This window comes from Arthrobacter sp. UYEF3 (assembly GCF_040546245.1).
Taxonomy (GTDB): domain Bacteria; phylum Actinomycetota; class Actinomycetes; order Actinomycetales; family Micrococcaceae; genus Arthrobacter.
This window is the reverse complement of sequence record NZ_JBEPNK010000027.1, coordinates 16,400-36,372: the sequence shown is the minus strand read 5'-3', so window position 1 is coordinate 36,372 and position 19,973 is coordinate 16,400. Positions and strand designations below refer to the sequence as shown.

Below are 19,973 nucleotides of genomic sequence, written 5' to 3'. Positions count from 1 at the left end.
TAAAAGTGTCAAGAGCACTGCTCACATTTGTTGACACTGCTCTGGTTTATGAAAAGCTGGAGCCATGACCTCCGGATCTGCCGCGCACGCAAAGCCGCCCACGCCCCGCGAGCGTGCCCGGGAGCGGACCCTCCAGGACATCGTGCGCATCGGCCGGGAGCATCTGGCCCTGCACGGGGCCGCCGCACTGTCGCTGCGCGCCGTCGCCCGGGACCTCGGCGTCGTCTCCTCTGCTGTCTACCGGTACGTGGAGAGCCGTGAGGAGCTGCTGACCCTGTTGCTAATCGATGCCTACAGCGAGCTGGGCGATGCCGTGGATGCTGCAATCGGGACCTGTCCGGAGGATGCTTTCACCGGCAGGTTCGAGGCGCTGGCGGCTGCAGTCCGGAACTGGGCGTTGGCCCACCCGGCCGGCTACGCGCTGCTTTTCGGCAGCCCGGTGCCCGGCTATCAGGCGCCGGCTGACCGGACCACGGGCCCCGGCACCAGAGTTGTTTACGCCCTCATGACAGTCCTGGACGGCGCCTACCGGGCCGGTCAACTGACCTCGGACGGGCAGGACGCTGCCTTCACCCCACTGCTTGCCGCGGATCTGGCGCGCATTCGCGAGGAAGCCGGGCTGCAGGTTCCCGGCGACTTGCTTGCCCGGGGTGCGCTGGTCTGGACGTCGCTGTTCGGGGCCATCAGTTTCGAAGTCTTTGGTCAGTATGGCGCGGAAACCTTCGCTGCACGCGACGAACTCTTCGCGCGCCACTTAGCTGTCTTGGCCCGGGTGGCCGGTCTGCGGGCCTAGGCGCGGCGGGGCTGGGCGCGGCATTTTTCTACACCGCGTTCCCGAATGGACCCCTTTTGCCTCCCGCTAGTGCTCGATAGACTGCGATTGCGCCCACGCGGACGCCCAACGCTTGCAGGAGGGATCCAAACATGTCTGAAAACAGTGAGTTTGATCAAACAGCAGCGCAGAAGCGCCATGGCGCCAGCACGGCTTCGGCCGCGGAAGAGCCAGCCGCAACCCGCGTGACGGGCGCTGAGGAGCCGGCCGGCGACGAACCGGCGGCCGAGGGTGACGCCGGCCAGTACGTCGAGGGCGACTACGGGCACGCGGGGGTCGCGGGCGAGAACCCGGCGGCCGCTCCCGAGGGCGAGTACGCCGAGGGGGACTACGGCAACGCGGGCGTCGCCGGCGGCACGACGGTCGGGTCCGAAGCGGGCGACTATCCCGAAGGCGACTACGGACAGGCGGGCGCCACCGGCCCGGACGCCGTCGCCGGCGAGGAGGGCGAATACCCCGAAGGTGATTACGGCGCCGCGGGCGCCGCGGGTGCCGGGCGCACCGGCCGCCGCGCCGCCGAAGAATCTGCCGCTGACGAATCCACCGGCGACGGCACTGACCGCGACGCTACCGTCCGGGACGCTGCCGGCCGGGACGACGTATAGATCCACCCCTACCGTCTCGCCGACCGTTCTCGCACAGCGAAATCTTGTCCAAAGGAATTTGGCGCTGCCTAAAAGCCGGAGAAATCCGCGCTGTGGCGGCCGCCCGGATTCGTGCGTGGCCATGCCTTGGGCCAACTTGAGTCAGGTTGGCTCAAGTTCGGATTGACATCGCAACGTGCGTCTGTAAAGTTGAGTGCAGAGCGCTCAATAAGTGGGCGCGCCTCGTTATCGACGGGCTCGATCCCCGGGTATGGCCCGGTCGCCGGGCACCCGCCCGATGTCCGGGGCCAGCAAGTTTCCACGGAAAGAAGGAAGCAACACATGTCACGAGCAGTAGGTATTGACCTCGGAACCACGAACTCCGTCGTCTCCGTTCTCGAAGGTGGCGAGCCCACCGTCATTGCCAACGCCGAGGGCGGCCGCACCACGCCGTCGGTTGTTGCATTCTCCAAGTCGGGCGAAGTGCTGGTCGGCGAGATCGCTAAGCGCCAGGCCGTAAACAACATCGACCGCACCATCGCATCGGTCAAGCGCCACATGGGCACCGACTGGAGCGTAGCGATCGATGACAAGAAGTACACGGCCCAGGAAATTTCCGCCCGCGTCCTGATGAAGCTGAAGAACGACGCCGAGTCCTACCTGGGTGAGAAGGTCACGGATGCCGTGATCACCGTTCCCGCGTACTTCAACGACGCCGAGCGCCAGGCCACCAAGGAGGCCGGAGAAATTGCGGGCCTCAAGGTCCTGCGCATCGTCAACGAGCCCACCGCGGCCGCCCTGGCGTACGGCCTGGACAAGGGCAAGGAAGACGAACTCATCCTCGTCTTCGACCTCGGCGGCGGAACCTTCGACGTGTCCCTCCTCGAGGTCGGCAAGGACGAAGATGACTTCTCCACCATCCAGGTGCGCTCCACCGCCGGTGACAACCGCCTCGGCGGCGACGACTGGGACCAGCGCGTCGTGGATTACCTGCTGAATCAGCTCAAGGTCAAGGGCATCGACCTGTCCAAGGACAAGATCGCCCTGCAGCGCCTCCGCGAGGCCGCCGAGCAGGCCAAGAAGGAGCTCTCATCCTCCTCAAGCACCAACGTTTCCCTCCAGTACCTCTCCGTCACCCCCGACGGCCCGGTCCACCTGGACGAGCAGCTCACCCGCGCCAAGTTCCAGGACCTCACCAAGGACCTGCTGGAGCGCACCAAGAAGCCGTTCCACGACGTTATCAAGGAAGCCGGAATCAAGCTTTCCGAAATCGACCACATCGTGCTGGTGGGCGGCTCCACCCGGATGCCCGCCGTCACCGAGCTGGTTAAGGAACTCGCCGGCGGCAAGGAGCCGAACAAGGGCGTCAACCCGGACGAGGTCGTCGCCGTCGGCGCCGCACTGCAGGCCGGTGTCCTGAAGGGCGAGCGCAAGGACGTGCTCCTGATCGACGTCACTCCGCTGTCCCTGGGCATCGAAACCAAGGGCGGTGTCATGACGCACCTGATCGAGCGCAACACGGCCATCCCCACGAAGCGCAGCGAAACCTTCACCACCGCCGACGACAACCAGCCGTCCGTGGCGATCCAGGTCTTCCAGGGCGAGCGCGAGTTCACCCGCGACAACAAGCCGCTGGGCACCTTCGAGCTGACCGGCATCGCGCCGGCTCCGCGCGGCGTCCCGCAGGTCGAGGTCACCTTCGACATCGACGCGAATGGCATTGTGCACGTCTCCGCGAAGGACAAGGGCACCGGCAAGGAACAGTCGATGACCATCACTGGCGGCTCCAGCCTCTCCAAGGAAGACATTGACCGCATGGTCCGTGACGCCGAGGAGCACGCGGCAGAGGACAAGGCCCGACGCGAGGCGACCGACACCCGCAACACCGCCGAGCAGCTCGCCTACTCCGTGGACAAGCTGATCGCCGACAATGCCGACAAGCTGCCGGAAGAGGTCAAGACCGAGGTCCAGGCCGACGTCGACGCCCTCAAGGCAGCGCTCGAGGGCACGGACGACGCCGCCGTCAAGACCGCGTTTGAGAAGCTCCAGGCTTCCCAGACCAAGCTCGGCGAGGCCATCTACGCCCAGCCCGGAGCCGCAGACGGCGCCGCTGGTGCCCAGGATGCCCCGGCTGGCGAGCACGCAGCTTCGGACGAGGACATCGTCGACGCCGAGATCGTTGATGAAGATGAGAAGAAGAAGTAGCCATGCCGCACCACGGTAACGAAGAAGAGCACAGCGCCTCCGGGGACCGCCGCGACGAGCAGCGGCAGGACGACAGCCAGAAGCCGGTGATCCACGATAACCGCAAGGTTGATCCGAAGACCGGTCAGGCACGCCACCCCGACCAGGAGCGCACCACCGCAGGGGAGCCGGAGTCCGGGGACGCACTGTCCCAGGCCGAAGACATCCTCAATAGCGTGGACGTCCCGGCGGCCGACTCGGTCGCCCAGGGGGTCAACGCCGCGGAGGCGGAGGAACTGAAAAACGACCTCCGCCGCCTGCAGGCAGAGTACGTCAACTACCGCAAGCGCGTCGAGCGTGACCGCGCCGTGGCGGGGGAGATGGCCGTCGTCGGCGTCCTGAACTCGCTGCTTCCGGTGCTGGACGACGTCGACGCCGCCCGGCAGCACGGCGACCTCGCGGAAGGCCCCTTCGCCTCGATCGCCGTAAAGCTGGAGAACGCGCTGAAGACCTACGGCCTGGTGCGTATCGACGAGACCGGCGTGGAGTTCGATCCCACGATCCACGAGGCCCTCATCCAGCAGCCCGGCCAGGACGTCGAAACCGACACTGTCAGCCAGGTCCTGCGCTCCGGCTACCGGGCCGGCGACCGGGTGCTCCGAGCAGCCCAGGTCATCGTGGCTGTACCGGCGTAACAACACGCCATCGAGATGACAGTTCGCGTCAGTGTTTCGCGGAAACATTGGCGTGAACTGTCATCTCGGCACACAGATTTGAAAGGAAACGCTATTGGCTAGCCAGGATTGGGTGGACAAGGACTTCTACAAGATCCTTGGTGTTGCCAAGGACGCTTCTGACGCTGACATCAAAAAGGCCTACCGGAAGCTGGCGCGGAAGCACCACCCGGACACTAACGCGGGGGACACTGCGTCGGAGAAGAAGTTTAAGGACATCTCCGAGGCCTATTCCGTGCTGTCCGACGCGGACGAGCGTCAGCAGTACGACGCCATCCGGGCGATGGGCGGCGGCGCGCGCTTCGCTCCCGGCAGCGCCGGCGGAGCAGGTGGCGGCGCCGGGTTCGAGGATCTCTTCGGCGGCCTCTTCACCGGCGGCGGTGGCCGCCACCCCGGCAGCTACAGCACGGCCGGCGGCATGCCGCCCGAATTCGCCGACCTTTTTGGCGGCGGCGGCCAGTCCTTCCAGCGTGCACCCCAAAAGGGCGCCGACCGCACCGCCGCGACCAGTATTTCCTTCGCCGGCTCCATCCGCGGCACCACCATCGGGCTGCGTGAGCCGGACGGCGAAGTGATCGACGTGCGCATCCCGGCCGGCATCAAGGACGGCCAAAAGGTCCGTGTCCGGGGCAAGGGACAGTATGGACCGGCCGGCAATGGCGACCTCATGGTCACGGTCGGCGTAAAGCCGCACGGCTTCTACACCCGCGACGGCGACAACCTGCGCATCCACGTCCCGGTCACGTTCGCCGAAGCCGCCCTGGGCGCCGACATCGAGGTCCCGACCATCGACGGCGAGAAGGTCAGGGTCCGCGTTCCGGCCGGCACCCCCGCCGGCCGGACCCTGCGAGTCAAGGGACGCGGCGTCAAGCACACCAAGGCCACCGGGGACTTGCTGGTCACCATCGACGTCGCGGTGCCGAAGAAGCTGAGCAAGGACGCCGAGGACGCTGTGAAGGCATTCGCGGCCGCCACCGCCGGCGAGGATGTCCGCGACGGCCTGGCAGCCAAGGCCCGGCTCTAGGAGTCCCGCCGTGGACATCGAGTTCGACCAGCCGATTTTCGTCATCTCCGTCGCCGCGGAACTGGCGGACATGCACCCGCAGACGCTGCGCCAGTATGACCGGCTCGGCATCGTCTCGCCCAGCCGGGCCCCCGGCAAGTCCCGGCGATACTCGCAACGGGACGTCAACCGGCTCCGCGAGGTGCAGCGCCTCTCCCAGGAGGGCGTCTCGCTGGAGGGCATCAAGCGGATCCTGCAGCTGGAAAACCAGGTTGCCGCGCTGCAGCGCCGGGTGGCCGAGCTGACCGAGGAAGTCGGCCGGCGCCGGCAACCGCTGGACTCCCGCATCTTCGCCGCGGGGGCAGCGGGCGACGTCGTCACACTGGCCCGCGGCCAGCGGCCCCGGGCCCGCTCGCAGGCTCTCGTGGTGTGGCGGCCGGGTGCGTTGGATAAGTAGGCCCTGCCGGCTGGGCCCTGCACAGACGGGGCCTTGGCCTGAGCCGCTTGAGGGGCATGGACTAGCATGATTAAGCAGGCCGCGCGCCACCGGGAGCCCCCTGCGCACGGCTGCCTATCCTTCCGGATCGGGGCCGCCTACGTCCCCGCACCCTGACGCCGGCCTACGTGGCCAACCGGAGGAGGACTTCATGGCTGAAGAAGCAAGTGCACGCCGTCCCGGGAACGGTCCCCCGAAAACGCTGATCCAACGGACGCTGCTCGGCGGCACCGACCGCCGCAACAACGTTCCGGACTTCGAGAACCGGCCGCCGATCTCCAGCCAAGAGCTCAGCAGGGGGCCGGCCGAACTGATCGAGGACCGCCGGCCCAAGGTCAACTGGCGCGTCTTCATCATCGCGTCGTGCATCATCATCACCTTCTCCGCCTGGGCCATGGTGACGCCGACAGGTGCCGCCGCGACCATGAAGAACGTGGTGGCGTGGATCGCCCAGAACCTTGGCTGGTTCTACGTCCTGACCGTTACCGTGGTGATCGTGTTCGTCCTCTGGGTCGCCTTTTCCAAGGAAGGTTCGGTCCGGCTCGGCCCCGACCACTCACGCCCGCAGTACAAGCTCTTCACCTGGGTGGCCATGCTCTTCGCCGCCGGCGTCGGGATCGACATGCTCTTCTTTTCCGTCACAGGACCCATCAGCCAATACATGAAGCCGCCGTCGGGACCGGGCCAGAGCCAGGCGTCAGCCCAGGACGCTGTGGTCTGGACCATGTTCCACTACGGCATTGCCGGTTGGGCCATGTACGCGCTGCTCGGCATGGCCATGGGCTATTTCGCTTACCGCTGGGGCATGCCGCTGTCCATCCGGGCAGCCCTGTATCCCCTGCTGGGCAAGCGCGTCCGCGGCGGGATCGGTGACACCATCGATATCCTCACCCTGGTGGGCACGGTCTTTGGCGTGGCCACGTCCATGGGCATCGGCGTGGTGTTGTTGAACGTCGGGTTCGCCCTGCTGTTCGGTCTGCAGCAAGGCCTGGGCCTGCAGATCGCCCTGGTGATCGTCGCCGTCGTGATGACCATCGCGGCGTGTACCTCCGGAGTCGACAAGGGGATCCGCTGGATCTCCGAACTGAACATCTGGAGCGCGGCCGCCATGCTGCTGTACATCCTGGTCACCGGCCAGACCTCCTTCCTGCTCAACGCCCTGGTAGAGAATATTGGCCGGTTCATTTTCACCCTCCCCGACCGCACCCTGCAGACCTTCGCCTACGAGGCGGGCGGCTCGGAGTGGATGGCCGGATGGACGCTGTTCTTTTGGGCCTTCTGGATGGCCTGGGGCCCGTTCGTGGGCCTGTTTCTGGCGCGCATCTCGCGCGGCCGTACCCTGCGCGAGTTCGTCATCGCCGCCATCACCGCCCCGGTGCTTTGCGACTTCCTGATCGTGAGCATCTTTGGCAACAGCGCCATGCATGAGGTCCTCAGCGGAAACACGGAGTTTGCCCAACTCGCCATAGCCAGCCCGGAACAGGGCTGGTACGCGCTCCTAAAGATGTTCCCCGGCGCCGGTTTCCTGATCGGCCTGGGTACCCTGTCCGGCCTGCTGTTCTACCTCACGAGCGCAAACTCTGGCGCCATGGTGATGTCCAACTTCTCCTCCTCGATCCCGGACCCGTCCCAGGACGGCGCCAAGTGGCTCCGCATTTTCTGGGCGGTGCTGACCGCGCTGCTGACCATTGCAATGCTGGTGGCCGGCGGCGTGACCACCATGGAATACGCCACGCTCATCTTCGCGCTGCCGGTGACCATCATCGCGTTCCTGGTGATGGCCTCCTTCTCCAAAGCCCTGCGGATGGAGCGCGCCGAACGCGAAGGCCACGTCCTGCGCCGCCAGGCGACTGCCGCGCATGGCGGGCTCGTGCCCGAACGCAGTTGGCGCCAACGGCTGGCCGGGATGCGCTCCTATCCGTCCAAGAAACAAGCAGCCCAGTTCATGGAGCGCGTGGCGCAGCCGGCCCTGGCCGACGTGGTCAGGGAGTTCAGCCAGCAGGGCTACCAGGCCACGCTGGACAGTATCCCGAACGAGGAGACCGGAATCTCCAGCCACCGGCTGCTGGTCATCATCCCGGACCACCGCAACTTCGACTACGAGGTCCAGGCACTGGAAGTACCGGTGCCCATGTTCGGCGGCCGCATGTCCCGCGAAACGGACGTCTACTACCGGGTGGAGGTGTTCACCCAGACAGGTTCCGAGGGCTACGACCTGATGGGGGTGACCCACCAGCAGATCATTGATGACGTCCTGGACCGCTACGAGGCGCACCTGGGCTTCCTGACGTACTCGAGCCAGCACGACTACGCCTCCGTACTCACGCCGCCGCCCGCACCCGCCACCGGCGCCATCGACAGGGTGGAGCCGGCGGAGGACGGCGGCCAGGAAAGTCCCGCCCCAAAGGACTGAAGCGGTCCGGCCGCACCGGCCGCGGTTCAGTCGTTGAACAGCCCGGCCAGGTCCTCCGCGGTCAGTGCCCCGCCCGACAGCGCGTCGCCCGCCATGACATCCGCGAACAACTGTGACTTTTTGGCCTTGAGCGCCATGACCTTCTCCTCGATGGTGTCCTTCGCGACCAGACGGTACACCATCACGTTGCGCGACTGGCCGATCCGGTGGGTGCGGTCCACGGCCTGCGCTTCCGAGGCCGGGTTCCACCACGGGTCCAGCAGGAACACATAGTCCGCCTCGGTCAGGTTCAGGCCGAAGCCGCCGGCCTTGAGGCTGATCAGGAAGACCGGCGCCGCGCCATTCTTGAACTCGTTGACGACGTCGGTGCGGTTGCGGGTGCTGCCGTCGAGGTAGCAGAACTCGATGTTTTCCTCGATCAGCCGCTCCCGGACCTTGCCGAGGAACCCGGTGAACTGGCTGAAGATCAGCGCCCGGTGGCCTTCCGCGACGAGGTCCTGCAACTGCTCGAACAACACGTCGAGTTTGCTCGAGCGCACCCCTGAGAGGGACGGGTCGATCAGCGACGGGTCGAGGCTGAGCTGCCGCAGCAGGGTCAGGGACTGGAAGATCGTGAAGCGGTTCTTGTTGACGTCCTCGATCAGGCCGAGAATCTTCTGCCGCTCGCGCTGCAAATGCGTCTGGTAGACCTTCTGGTGCCGCGGGTTGAGCACCACTTCGAGGATCTGTTCCTGCTTGGGCGGCAGGTCGTGGATGACTTGCTCCTTGGTGCGGCGCATCATGAGCGGGCGGACCCGGCGCCGGAGCTTGTCCAGCTGCGCCCGGTCCCCGTTCTTCTCGACCGGCTTCTGGTAATACTCGGCGAAGCGCTTGGGGCTGGAGAAGAGCCCCGGCGCCACGATCGAGGTCAGCGCCCAGAACTCCATCAGGTTGTTCTCCAGCGGCGTGCCGGTGACCGCCAGCTTGAAGTCGGCGGGCAGCTTGCGGGCGCACTGGTAGGCCTTGGACTGGTGGTTCTTCACGAATTGCGCCTCGTCCAGCACCAGGCCCGCCCAGGTCCGCGCGGCGTAGGCCTCGTAGTCGATCCGGAACAGCGCGTAAGAGGTGATCACGACGTCGGCCCCTGCCATCGCGTCGCCCGGCACCGAGCCGCTCTTGGCGAAGGTCTCGCTGATCGCCCGGACCTGAAGGCCCGGTGCGAAGCGTGCGGATTCGGCCTGCCAGTTGCCGACCACACTGGTGGGGGCTACGACCAAAAAAGGGGCAACTCCGGGGGCCCCGCCGGCGGCTGGCGCGGCGCCGACGGCGTCCGACCCGGCGGCCTTCCCTTCCGGCCCGGCGGCGGCAGGCGCGGCGTCCTTGGCGGCGCAGATCAGCGCCAGCGTCTGGACGGTCTTGCCCAGGCCCATGTCGTCGGCCAGCACTCCGCCCAGCCCGTGGCGGTAGAGGAAGCTCAGCCAGTTGAAACCTTCGAGCTGGTAGGGGCGCAGTTCCGCGTTGAGCGATGAAGGCAGCGGAAGACCGTTGACGCCGCCTTCGAGCAGGCCGCCGACCGCTTCCCGCCACGCGGCGGCCTGCTGGTCCACGATGCCCAGCTGGGCCAGCTCGTCCCAGAGCCCGGCCTGGAACCGGCTGATTTGCAGCGGCGCGTCCTTGTTGCCGGGGTTGTCCTGCAGGATGCGGGCTTCATCGATCAGGGCCCGCAGCTGGTGCAGCTCGGGCAGGTCCAGGGAGAAATATGCGCCGCTGGGCAGCAGCATGCGGGTCTGGCCGGCGGCGAGGGCGGAGAACAAGGCCGAGAAGGAGACCGGCTGGCCCTCGAGTGTGATGACGATGCCGAGGTCAAACCAGTCGCGGCTGTCGGTGGCTTTGGTGGAGATGGCGACCACCGGCGCTTCCTCGGCCTCCCGGTAGTCGGCAATGTCGCCGGCTGTGTCCACGGAGACGTCCGCAAGGTCGCGGAGCCGGGGGAGGACCTCCTCGGTAAAAGCCAAGGTGTCCAGGCCGGTGAGTTCCGCGGACGCCGCCAGCCGCGGTGTGCCCCAGCCTCCGGTGGCGGATTCGCCGAGCTTCGGCACCACGTCCCAGGGCTGGCCCACGGTTTCCAGGATGCGGGCTTCGGCGGCATCGTCGCGGTAGCCATGGTCGCCGGGGTGCCGCCACAGGGGCTGGGCCGTGACCAGGGTGCCGGCCTTGTAGTGCCACTCCCAGTGCAGCCGGACCCGGTGGTCGGCGCCGTAGTTGGCGAGCACGGAGAGGGTGGGCACGGCCAGGGCGGGCAGCTCGACCGAATCATCGGTGGCGGTCACCCGGGCGGTCTGCTTGAGCTTGGGATAGAACCCGGTCAGGAACCGGCCCTCATCCCGGGCAGGAATGTGCAGGGTGGTGCCGGCGGTGACGAACGTCAGGAGTTCGTCGCTCAGGCCGCCTTCCAGGGGCGCGAGGGTGATCGCGGCGTCAGCCGGGCCCACGCCGGGCAGCACGCCCGCGTCCGAGCTCACGAAAATCCCGTGGGCGGGGTGGCCGATCGTTCCGACCGAGGCCGGGTCGACCACCCCGCCGTCGACAGTGATGTTCGGCGCGAGCGCCAGCCCGCCGTCGTCGGACGTCTCCGCACCGAGACGGGTGAGGTTGAGGCCGACGGCGGCCGGTTCGTCGGCCAGCCGCACGGGTTCGTTGCCCCGCCCGTGCACCAGGGCCAGGCCGATCTTCCCGGCCTCGGCCAGTAAGCTCCACAGGTTCTTGCCGGCGTAGGTGTTCAGCCCCAGCCAAGGCGCGGTGCCGGCGTGCTGGCGGTTCGCCAGGGCGGTGTGCGAGGCGAGGAACTCCTGCATCCACTCCACGTGGGCTTCGTTGCATTCGCGACGGTAGTTCAGGTAGCTCAGGGTGTTCCAGGAAACGTCGCCCCGGATCCATTTGCCCTTGGAACCCATAATGACGGGCCGGGCCTTCAGCTGGCGCACGCTGCGCAGCGGATCGCGGCGTCCCGTGTAGGAGAAATGCGGGGCCGGTTCCTCCAGCTCAAACTGCAGGGCCAGCGGGACGCCGTTGCTGGACTTGGTAATCCCCGGCCGGGCGAGCAGCGGGCTGAGGGCCTGCTCCCAGTCCGGCAACTCCAGTCCGGCGGGGGGGCGCGACAGCCGGGAGGATTCCGGCGGGGCCAGCAGCTGGACGCGGATCGCCGGGTTGTCCTCGGCGGCGAAGAGCAAAGCGGCGACGTGCTTGCAGTCCTTGCGGACCGGGCAACTGCAGACGCCGACGGTGCAGCTCCAGCCGCCGCCCTTGCGGACCAGCTTCGCCGTCGTCGAATAGGGCACAGCGGCGCCGCCGCGGACCTTTCCCAGCATCAGCCCGGTGCCGGCGTCGAAGGACATCCCGGAAACCCGGCTGCCCATGGCGTAGGCGAGCCCGGCCGCCAGGGAACGGTCGTTAATCGCGGGAGTCTGTATTGCCAGTGCCGCACTCTCGTCCGGATGGGAAGGCATGTGGGCACTACTTTCAGCGGTTGGTCATCTGATCCATCTTAGCCAGCCCGGCGGGGCCCGGAAACTTCGCCTGACGTTCACTTCACGCTCCGGCCGTCCGGGTCGGGGCGGGCCTACCGTGGAGGGGAACGGAGCAGCACCCGCCACCACCGTGAGGATTCCCATGAGCAGCAGCCTGACCTCGAACCCGACCGCCACCGAACACGCCCCGGTCCTGACCAAGGAGAGCCTGCACGGCGGCAACGTGGACGTCGTGGACGCCAACGTCGACGTGGTCAACGCCATGTACGCGGAACTGCTCGACGCGGACGAAATCGCGCCGAACGCCCTGCGCAGCTACTACGTGGACTTCTACCTGACGCAGGCGCTCGGCGGCGGCTTCGCGCAGTACGTCTTCACGGTGCCGGAGCGCGAGGAAATCGACAACTACGTCCGCGAAGGCCTTGCCGGCATGGGAGCCACCGCACACCTGGACCTGTTCAACCGCAGCGTGGCAGCCTTCGACTCGCTCTCGGACGAGGAAGCCGACTCCTACCTCGACGGCGATGCCGAGCCTGGCTTCGACGCCGACGCCGACGCCGACGCCGACGCCGACGCCTCCGGTACCGACGGTACCGGTGCTGAGGCACCGGAGGCGGTCCGGCTCCTGGAGCAGCTGGACGACGCTTTCGAGCCGCTGCTGGAAACCGAGGACATCGTCGCGCTCAACGCGGCCTGGCTCCGCAGCCAGCCGGACCTGCTGGTTCTTGACGAAGGCGAACTCGACCGGCATATCCACGAGCGGGTGTCCCGGATCCCCAACCTGGCGGAGCGCCAGGCGGAGGCAGCCGAAGAAGAGCTCAGGAGCGCTCCTGAGTTTGAACTGATCATCCGGGAACTCTGCGAGGTGGCCGGCCACACCCTGGTGAAGATCACCATGGGCGACCCGAACTACGACCACAACGGCGAAAGCGTCCTGGCGTGGCACTTCACCACGGACCAGGGCGAGTTCCTGATGGTGGAGGACGACGAGGAGGCCTTCATGATCCACCCGGACACCCGGGAGATCCTGGCCGCCGTCGAGTTCGAGTTCGACGAATCCGAATCCGACACCGGCACCGACGACTAGCCGGCGCCGGCTTATAGCAATCCCCGCCAGCTCAGTATCCCCCGACGGCGGCGGGCTTAATCATGTCACCGGCGGGGTCCACGAGGTACCAGACGCCGCCAACGCCCTGGCCGGCGATGTCACCGGGGGCCCGGTCCTTGGCGAAGTGATACACCGGCATCCCGCCGATGGTCAGCTGCTTTTTCCCGTCCGGGGTCGTGATGGTGCCGAGCCTGGCAGTGACTCCCTCCGCCGCGGGTGCGGCAGAATCGGTAAGCACCGGGGGCCACGCAGCAGCACAGGACCCCGTGCAGGCGCTCGTGCCGGCGCCCTTCGTGTCCTTGGTGAAGACGTAGACGCTCATGCCCTTCGAGTCGACCACCGCCTGCCCGCCGCTGGTCGACGCGGTCTTGAGGTCGGCGGCCCCACCGGGGGCGGTGGGCCCGCTGGCGTCCGGCGCCGACGTCATCGGCGCGGAGGAGGCGGGCGCAACTGTGGCGGACGGGCCCGACGGCGGGGGAGGGGACGCCGTCGTCGTTGTCCCGCTGCCCCCTGCGCAGCCGGAAACGACGACGGCGAGGGCAAGCGCGGACAGTGTGGCGCCGATGTGCTTACTCATTTTTTGCTCCTTGGCTGGATGCCGGCCATCGTGCGGTCCGGCTAGCTGATACGACGCCGCCGGGTGAAGAATGGTTCACGCGCGGTCCGTTGAACTTTTGCGCCGGGACGTACGTCCTAGTGGGCAGCAGGACCAAGCCCTGGAGGTTCCGCATGCCACTGGATGAAGACGTGGTCGCCGCGATCTACCGCGACCACGGGACCGCGCTGCGGCGGTTCGTCCTGGGCGCCTGCCACGATCCGCAGGTGGCGGACGACGTCGTGCAGGAAACGGTGCTTCGGGTGTGGCAGCAGGCGCCGCAGATCACCGGCAGCCTGCGCAGCTACCTGTTCCGGACGGCACGGAACATCATGATAGACAACTACCGCAAGGCCCAGCGCCGGCCGCGCGAAGCCGCGGAGCGTGAGGTGGCCGCTCCTGCCGGGGCCACCGAACGCGTCGATGAACTGCTCAACAGGGTCCTGATGGAGGAGGCCCTGCTGCGCCTTAGCGCCGAGCATCGGAACGTGCTGGTGGCCCTCCACTACCGCCGCCTCACCGTCCGGGAGGCCTCCGTGCACTTGAACATTCCTGCCGGCACGGTGAAATCCCGCGCCTTTTATGCCGTCCGCGCCCTGCGGACCATCCTCGACGAAATGGGGGTGCAGCGGTGAGCGGAACAGAACTCCACCGGCTGCTGGGCGCGTACCTGCTCGGTGGCCTGGATCCGGACGAGGCCGCGGCGTTCGATCGGCATCTGGCCGATTGCCGGGACTGCCGGGCCGAGCTCGACGAGCTTGCCAGTCTGCCCGCGCTGCTCGACGCCGTCCCGGTGCCCGACGCGGTGGCGCTGACCACCCCCGGGCGGCCCGCCCCGCCAGGGCCGCCCCCTCCGGGTCTGCTGGCCGCCCTTGCGGGCCGACGCCGCCGGAGCCGGCTGTTGTGGTCGGCGGCGCTGGCTACTGTTGCCGCTGCCTGCCTGGCACTCGGTGTCCTGGCCGGTCCGCTGCTGGCGCAGCATGCCGGCCCCGATGCCAGCTATTCGGTCGCGGCCGCCAACGGCCCCCGGTTCACCGTGGACCTGGTGAAGAAGACCTGGGGCACTGAGCTGGCCGTCGACGGAAACAGCATGCCGGTGAACGGCACCCTCTCGCTCTGGGTCAAGGGCCGCGACGGCGCCGAGGACCGGGCCTGCGCGTGGACCGCCACCCCTAGCGGTAAGGTGCGCATCACCGGCGCCACCCCGCTGCAGCTGGCCAGCATCGGCAGCATCGAGATGCGTAACGGCCGGCAGCAGACCGTCGCGGTGATCACTGTTGCGCAGCCGTAGGGGCGGCGGCCTCATTTCTGTCACCCTCCTGCTCTGCTGAGTCGTACCTTCGGGGAAAGAGCTCGCCGAACGCATTGCTGCCCGTGGAGAACGCTGCCCGCGGCCGTTGTCGACTGGCACCCCGGAATGCCGGAAACCGCATCGATCTCGAGTACCTCGCGAGGGAAGCCGGAAGGCTTGCGGAAGCTTTCTGTCTGGAAAACGGGCCGGAAAGTTCCAGCCTCAGCGAACTACTGCCGCCAGTGGCAGATGCGTACGGCAACGAGGTCCGGGCAGTGCCCCGGCGCGTTGGCAGCCGGGACACCCCGGGGAGTTTTTAGCGGGTCCAGCCGGGGTAGGGTTTCCGGTCCTTCTCCGGGTGAGCGGCGGTGGAGTGGAGGTTGTCCGGTCCTTCGGACTCGCCGGAGGCCCAATGGCAGAACACCTCGGCGGTGATCGCTTCAAAGCACGCGTCCTGGGACCGGAACCAATAGGTGAAGGTGCCGCCCGCAACGTAGGTTGCGTAGCCGCGCAGCTCCCCGTTCCCGTCGCGTGTGCGGGCGACGGCGAAGACGATGTAAGGCCAGGATTAGTCGTCCCATCCCTCGCTTCCCCAGTTCGGCAGCACGGACGAGGGCGTGCCCTCGGGCGTGTCCATCCAGTCGTGCCCGTCGCCTGTCCGCGTGTCGACGGGCACAGACACGACGGGTCGCTTTGGCCCTTCGTTTGAGCAAGGTGTCTCGTCGGCGGTCGTTCCCGGGCGATCGCTTCCAGGTCGGCTTACCGGGCCGTGCGACGAGTGAAGATCAGATGGAGAACTCCGGATGGGGAAGGGGTCGCTTCGATTTCAAAGCGTTGTTCGAGTTCTTCCAATCCGTCCCAGAGCCGTTCGCCCCGGCCCAGGACGATCGGCACGAGGACGACGTGCATGTGGTCTATCAGATCGGCCTCGAGGAACTGTCGAATCGTGCTGACGCCGCCACCGATCCGGACGTCGAGGTCCCCGGCCAGTGCGCGAGCCTGCTTGAGCGCGGAGAGGGGGTCGGCGTCAACGAAATGGAAGGTTGTTCCGCCTTCCATTTCGAGTACCGGCCGCGGATGGTGGGTCAGAACAACGACAGGGGTGTGGAAGACAGGGTTATCGCCCCACCATCCCTTCCATTCCTCGTCCTCCCAGGAACCGCGTTGAGGGCCGAACTTGTTGCGTCCCATGATCTCCACGCCGATCCCGGGCCCCCACTTGCTGGCGAACGCCTCGTCGACGCCGAAGGATCCCTCCGACTCCCCGGGGATGCCCATCTCGCGGAAGGTGCGCGTCCCCATAGCCCACTCCATTAGCCGTGAGCCTGCGTGACCGAACGGGGCGTTGAGTTGCTGGCCTTCGCCGGTGCCGAAGCCGTCGAGGGAGACTGAGAAGTTATGCACGCGGACGAGGGACATGTCATCTCCTGAAGTGTCGTTCGCATCACTGTATGGTGATCGATGCCAACGACTCAAGTCCGACGATGAGAGAATCAGTCAGCGGGGCTGCACGCGGCCAGCGCACCGGTTTGGGCTGTGAACCGCGGAGTTATCCGGGCGCTTTTCGCATCGCTGTTTGGCCTGATCGTCCTCCGTCGCGCGTCGGGGATCCGTCAGCGTGCCGTGAGCCGGTACACCGATACGTGACTGCGGGATTCGGCGGTGAATTCGCTGCGGTCCCAGTCCGCCCACCTGGATTCCAGCTCAAACCCGGCCAGCCTCGCCATGAGGTCGAGCTCGCTGGGCCAGATGTAGCGGTGTGGTGTCCGTCCGATCCGGGCGTCCCGCCCATCCGATAGTTCCGGGCCGAATCGCACGTGGTGCGAGATGACTTGCTGATGCAGCACGTCGTAGGTATCGACCAGGAGATACCCGGGCTCACTCGCCTCGACTGTCCCGCCGCGTCCGGCTGGTAGCGAACGCAGTTGCGGCACCCAGAGCTCAATGACAAAGCGCCCCCCAGGTCCAAGATGGCGGGCCGCGTTCTCGAAACACCGGACCTGTTTGTCCTGCGTCAAGAGGTTGGCGATGGTGTTGAACACCAGAAACGCCAGGGAGAAGTTTTCGCCTGCCGCTACCTCGGTCATGTCGCCCTGAATGACGGGAATACCGTCCTCTCCGACCTTCTCTCGTAGGCGGGAGATCATCGCGTGAGACAGTTCGATGCCGCTGACCCGGACCCCAGCCTCCGAAAGGGGGATGGCGACACGACCAGTGCCAATGGCAAACTCAATAGCCGGACCGTCGCCCGCCAGCTCTAACAGGACCTCTACCGTGGGGGCCATTACCTCGGGGGAGAACATGCCTTCTCCGGGCGTGTCGTACAGTTTCGCGGCGTCGGCGTCCCAGAGCTGTTGCTGGCTGATCATCCCGCCACTATTGCACCCGCCTGTGCAGCAGGTCTACCGGCGGGCCTCGCCTACTTGAGCCAATGCCAAATTTTCCGATATGCGGTGCCGGGTCGATGGCTGGTCGCCAGTGCAGGCGTTGTTGAGGTCTTCGACGCCGGACAGCTGATCTCTTTTCCACACGATGTCGTGCAGGCCGCACGCGCGGTGCACTAGTGAAGTCTTAACCTCCTTTTTCCAGCACGTTCGCGATGACCCGACTGGCAGCGGTTCTTGCGACCCTATCCAATGGCTGGACGACGCGCTCGACGACCGCCCTGCATTGCCATCCGCGCGACATGAATGATATCGAAGCTTTGATCAATGCCGAGCGGGCCCGGCTGCTGGACGTGCTGCCACTCTCCTGGTTCCGCCCCGGCAGGCAGCCCCGATCGGTACACGCCGGAAAAAACATAACCAGATTGTTTCATCTTTTCGAACCTGCCTTGACGAATAGCCAGACGTGCGTAGTATAAAACCAATTGAATTCAAAACAGTTAGGTTATATAGGTGACTACCGATTTTCTAAGTGCTGTCTTCGGCGCACTGGCGGACCCGACGCGGCGGGCGATTCTCCAGCGCTTGACCGTGGGTGATGCGAGCGTTGCGGACCTGGCCGGTCCGTTCTCCATTAGTCAGCCTGCAGTGTCCAAACACTTGAAAGTCCTAGAGGCCGCCGGCCTGATCTCGCGACGGCGGGTGTCCACAGCGCGACTTAGCCATTTGGAAACCGAGCAACTGAAGGAGGCTACGGAGTACATGGAAAAATACCGAAGGTTCTGGAACGAATCATTCGACCGCCTCGACGGCGCCCTCGCCACGTATCAACGATCCACCAAAAAACCGGATGGGAACGTCGATGTCTGAGACCAGACCGGACCTTGCTGATCGCGACGTCTTCGTCACCCGCTCGTTCAAGGCGCCGAGGGATGTGGTGTGGCGTTTCTGGACAGAGCCGACCCTGCTGGTCACATGGTTTGGACCCGCCGGAGTGAGTGTGCCCATCGACAGCGTCATCGTGGAGCTCCGAGCTGGCGGCCGTTGGGAACTTTCCATGATCGACAGCACCTCCGGTGCCGTGAATCCAATTCGCGGACGAATCTCATCGTTCCTCGCGCCCGAATTCCTTGAAATTCAGATGAACGCCGACACCTCAGCCGGACCCGTCGAGGGAGTCCTGCTGCGCCTAACGTTCCATGACCACGGTAACCTCACCCGCGTCAGCCTTCACCAGGGCCCGTTCTCCGAAGAGATCCGCGACATGACGATCGCCGGCTGGGAGCTCTCCTTCAACAAACTGGAACTTCTCATCGAAAGGCTCTCAGCATGAAACAGCGAACCAACGCCACCGCCGTCGGAGAAGTCATCTCCGCTGACGGAACTGTGATTTCGTATGAGAAAACCGGGTCCGGACCAAGCGTCGTTCTTGTGGATGGAGCCTTTTGCGGCCGTTCCTTCGGACCCGCTCGCAAGCTTGCCGAAGAACTGGCCCCATCGTTTACCGTTTTCTTCTACGACCGCCGCGGCCGCGGCGACAGCGGCGACACGAAACCCTATGCAGTCGCGCGGGAAATCGAGGACCTCGCCGCAGTGATGACAGCCGCCGGGGAGAACCCGTACGTTTACGCCATTTCATCCGGTGCCGCGCTGGCGCTCGAAGCGGCAGCGGCCGGTATTCCTATCCGTAAACTGGCAATCTTCGAAGCGCCCTACACCGGCATTGGCACGGTAGACGGGGTCCCCGTGAACCACGAGGGTCGCCTCAACGAGCTGCTGGCCGAAAATAAGCGCGGGGCGATGGTTTCCTACTTCCTGGTCAGAATGATCAACCTGCCCGCCTTCGTTCCCCTCATGCTGCACTTCATTCCCGGCGTCTGGAAGCACCAAACGGCAGCCGCCAACACACTGCCCTATGAGACGAAAGTGATGAACAACTTCATTGCCCCCCTCGAGCGGCTCACGGCGATCTCAGTACCCACCCGGGTCATGGTGGGCGGGAAAGCAACAGCGGTGATGGCAGCCGCACAATCGGAAATCGCGGGGTCTATTCCGGGCGCCGAGCACCGCGTCCTCGATCGCCAAACCCACCAGGTTTCCGAAAAGGCAGTCGCACCGCAGCTCATCGAGTTCTTCGCTACCTGACACCGTTCCCGTCTCGCTCCCAATCCACTTCAGGAAAGACAGCCATGACAACCAGAACAGCGTCCACTAATAGCCCCACACCTGATTCGATCCCTGCCACCACGGATGCACGCACCCGTTTCCTGCTGGCCTGCGGAATTGCCGCGGGCCCTCTTTACCTCATCGTCGGGTTCGCTCAGGCCTTCACCAGACCCGGCTTCGACCCGGCCCGCAACGACCTAAGCGTGCTTGCCAACGGAGATCTAGGCTGGATTCAGATCACTAACCTCTTACTCACCGGGCTCCTGACTTTTCTCAGTGCACTAGGAATCCGCCGTGTCCTCCGCGGCGGAAAAGGCGGCATCTGGGGGCCGGCGGCGTCGGGTTCATCGCATTCATCGCGGGATGCTTTGTGCTCTCCCGCCGGTTCTTCTCTGCGGGGGCCCAAGGATTCGGCACGTATACAATCACCACCGGCGTTTTTTTCCTTTTCGGTTGCGGAGACAATCCGCGCACCCGTGGACATAGCAGACCACCGCGGATCACTGCCCATTCTTCATTCGACCTTGAAGAGGGCAAGATCGGTCGGGCGCACCTGCATCATCGCGAGCGCGGCAGTCGCGAGTCGCCAGCCGAACGCGAGGTAGAGCCATAGACCCACCCTGCAAACCGGCCACGGTCTGCTGTGCAGAAAGTTTCTCTTACCCGTGGGGCAGTGG

Annotated in this window: 18 protein-coding genes; 14 read left to right on the top strand and 4 right to left on the bottom strand. The window is 66.0% G+C overall.

Features of this window, described 5'->3' with window-relative positions; translation table 11 throughout:
• Nucleotides 1-64: 64 nt before the first annotated feature.
• The 7 genes from ABIB14_RS15890 to betT all read left to right on the top strand — a co-directional run bounded on the left by ABIB14_RS15890 (nt 65) and on the right by betT (nt 8,246).
• Nucleotides 65-793 (top strand): TetR/AcrR family transcriptional regulator, encoded by a 729-nt coding sequence (locus ABIB14_RS15890; RefSeq protein WP_354236879.1) that lies wholly within the window; start codon nt 65-67, stop codon nt 791-793.
• Between the two features lie 131 nt (nt 794-924).
• Nucleotides 925-1,437: a hypothetical protein gene (locus ABIB14_RS15885; RefSeq protein WP_354236878.1), complete on the top strand. Its 513-nt coding sequence runs from the start codon at nt 925-927 to the stop codon at nt 1,435-1,437.
• Between the two features lie 321 nt (nt 1,438-1,758).
• Nucleotides 1,759-3,621, top strand: a complete 1,863-nt coding sequence (gene dnaK, locus ABIB14_RS15880; RefSeq protein WP_354236877.1) for a molecular chaperone DnaK — start codon at nt 1,759-1,761, stop codon at nt 3,619-3,621.
• A 2-nt stretch (nt 3,622-3,623) separates the two neighbouring features.
• On the top strand, nt 3,624-4,295 hold the full coding sequence (locus ABIB14_RS15875; protein WP_354236876.1) for a nucleotide exchange factor GrpE: 672 nt from the start codon (nt 3,624-3,626) through the stop codon (nt 4,293-4,295).
• Nucleotides 4,296-4,389: 94 nt separating this feature from the next.
• Nucleotides 4,390-5,358, top strand: a complete 969-nt coding sequence (locus ABIB14_RS15870) for a DnaJ C-terminal domain-containing protein (RefSeq protein WP_354236875.1) — start codon at nt 4,390-4,392, stop codon at nt 5,356-5,358.
• Between the two features lie 10 nt (nt 5,359-5,368).
• Nucleotides 5,369-5,794 (top strand): heat shock protein transcriptional repressor HspR, encoded by a 426-nt coding sequence (locus ABIB14_RS15865; RefSeq protein ID WP_354236874.1) that lies wholly within the window; start codon nt 5,369-5,371, stop codon nt 5,792-5,794.
• A 190-nt stretch (nt 5,795-5,984) separates the two neighbouring features.
• Complete coding sequence (gene betT / locus ABIB14_RS15860; protein ID WP_354236873.1) at nt 5,985-8,246, top strand: choline BCCT transporter BetT; 2,262 nt, start codon at nt 5,985-5,987, stop codon at nt 8,244-8,246.
• A gap of 26 nt (nt 8,247-8,272) precedes the next feature.
• Here betT and ABIB14_RS15855 read toward each other — a convergent pair whose 3' ends face one another.
• Complete coding sequence (locus ABIB14_RS15855) at nt 8,273-11,731, bottom strand: DEAD/DEAH box helicase (protein WP_354236872.1); 3,459 nt, start codon at nt 11,729-11,731, stop codon at nt 8,273-8,275.
• Nucleotides 11,732-11,894: 163 nt separating this feature from the next.
• On the opposite strand from ABIB14_RS15855, the gene ABIB14_RS15850 reads away from it, so the two are divergent.
• On the top strand, nt 11,895-12,839 hold the full coding sequence (locus ABIB14_RS15850; RefSeq protein ID WP_354236871.1) for a DMP19 family protein: 945 nt from the start codon (nt 11,895-11,897) through the stop codon (nt 12,837-12,839).
• 31 nt (nt 12,840-12,870) lie between these two features.
• On the opposite strand, the gene ABIB14_RS15845 is transcribed toward ABIB14_RS15850, so the two are convergent.
• Nucleotides 12,871-13,437: a COG4315 family predicted lipoprotein gene (locus tag ABIB14_RS15845; RefSeq protein ID WP_354236870.1), complete on the bottom strand. Its 567-nt coding sequence runs from the start codon at nt 13,435-13,437 to the stop codon at nt 12,871-12,873.
• A 152-nt stretch (nt 13,438-13,589) separates the two neighbouring features.
• Between ABIB14_RS15845 and ABIB14_RS15840 the strand changes: the two genes are divergently transcribed.
• Nucleotides 13,590-14,090, top strand: a complete 501-nt coding sequence (locus ABIB14_RS15840) for a sigma-70 family RNA polymerase sigma factor (RefSeq protein WP_354236869.1) — start codon at nt 13,590-13,592, stop codon at nt 14,088-14,090.
• Complete coding sequence (locus tag ABIB14_RS15835) at nt 14,087-14,746, top strand: anti-sigma factor family protein (RefSeq protein WP_354236868.1); 660 nt, start codon at nt 14,087-14,089, stop codon at nt 14,744-14,746. Before ABIB14_RS15840 ends, ABIB14_RS15835 begins: the two co-directional genes overlap by 4 nt.
• A gap of 759 nt (nt 14,747-15,505) precedes the next feature.
• On the opposite strand, the gene ABIB14_RS15830 is transcribed toward ABIB14_RS15835, so the two are convergent.
• Both ABIB14_RS15830 and ABIB14_RS15825 read right to left on the bottom strand, forming a co-directional pair.
• Nucleotides 15,506-16,165 carry a dihydrofolate reductase family protein gene (locus ABIB14_RS15830; RefSeq protein WP_354236867.1) on the bottom strand — a complete coding sequence of 220 codons (660 nt, stop codon included), beginning with the start codon at nt 16,163-16,165 and terminating at the stop codon, nt 15,506-15,508.
• Nucleotides 16,166-16,359: 194 nt separating this feature from the next.
• Nucleotides 16,360-17,115 (bottom strand): class I SAM-dependent DNA methyltransferase, encoded by a 756-nt coding sequence (locus ABIB14_RS15825; protein WP_354236866.1) that lies wholly within the window; start codon nt 17,113-17,115, stop codon nt 16,360-16,362.
• A 528-nt stretch (nt 17,116-17,643) separates the two neighbouring features.
• On the opposite strand from ABIB14_RS15825, the gene ABIB14_RS15820 reads away from it, so the two are divergent.
• The 4 genes from ABIB14_RS15820 to ABIB14_RS15805 are packed head-to-tail and all read left to right on the top strand — an operon-like array spanning nt 17,644 to nt 19,901.
• On the top strand, nt 17,644-18,000 hold the full coding sequence (locus ABIB14_RS15820; RefSeq protein ID WP_354236865.1) for an ArsR/SmtB family transcription factor: 357 nt from the start codon (nt 17,644-17,646) through the stop codon (nt 17,998-18,000).
• Entirely contained in the window at nt 17,993-18,463 is a 471-nt protein-coding gene (locus ABIB14_RS15815) for an SRPBCC family protein (protein WP_354236864.1), read from the top strand. Before ABIB14_RS15820 ends, ABIB14_RS15815 begins: the two co-directional genes overlap by 8 nt.
• Nucleotides 18,460-19,275, top strand: a complete 816-nt coding sequence (locus tag ABIB14_RS15810) for an alpha/beta fold hydrolase (protein ID WP_354236863.1) — start codon at nt 18,460-18,462, stop codon at nt 19,273-19,275. The genes ABIB14_RS15815 and ABIB14_RS15810 overlap by 4 nt, the downstream gene beginning before the upstream one ends.
• A 44-nt stretch (nt 19,276-19,319) precedes the next feature.
• Complete coding sequence (locus ABIB14_RS15805) at nt 19,320-19,901, top strand: DUF998 domain-containing protein (RefSeq protein ID WP_354236862.1); 582 nt, start codon at nt 19,320-19,322, stop codon at nt 19,899-19,901.
• Nucleotides 19,902-19,973: the final 72 nt, after the last annotated feature.